Source organism: Lysinibacillus sp. RU7 (assembly GCF_057837305.1).
This window is the reverse complement of the sequence record NZ_JBYQFK010000178.1, coordinates 1-259: the sequence shown is the minus strand read 5'-3', so window position 1 is coordinate 259 and position 259 is coordinate 1. Positions and strand designations below refer to the sequence as shown.

Here is a 259-nt window from a genome sequence, read left to right as displayed (position 1 = left end):
CAAGCCGCTCCGCCGAGGAGATCGAGACCGCGCGAAAGATCTTCGCCGGCCGGATCGAGTTTCTGAAGTCAGCCCCCGCGCTTCAGTTCCTGCCCGATCCGCTGGTGCCCGAAGTCGCTTTTGCCGGTCGCTCCAACGTGGGCAAATCGTCGCTCATCAATGCGCTGACCGGGCGCAAGACGCTGGCGCGCACCTCGGTCACGCCGGGGCGAACGCAGGAGCTGAACTTCTTCGATATCGGCGATCCGCTGCTGTTCCG

The 259-nt window shown here is 64.9% G+C and carries 1 protein-coding gene; it reads left to right on the top strand.

What is annotated here, in order from left to right; all coding sequences use genetic code 11:
* Nucleotides 1-38 precede the first annotated feature (38 nt).
* On the top strand, nucleotides 39-259 hold a 221-nt coding region (locus AC3II9_RS22000), incomplete at its 3' end, for a GTP-binding protein (protein ID WP_489158849.1).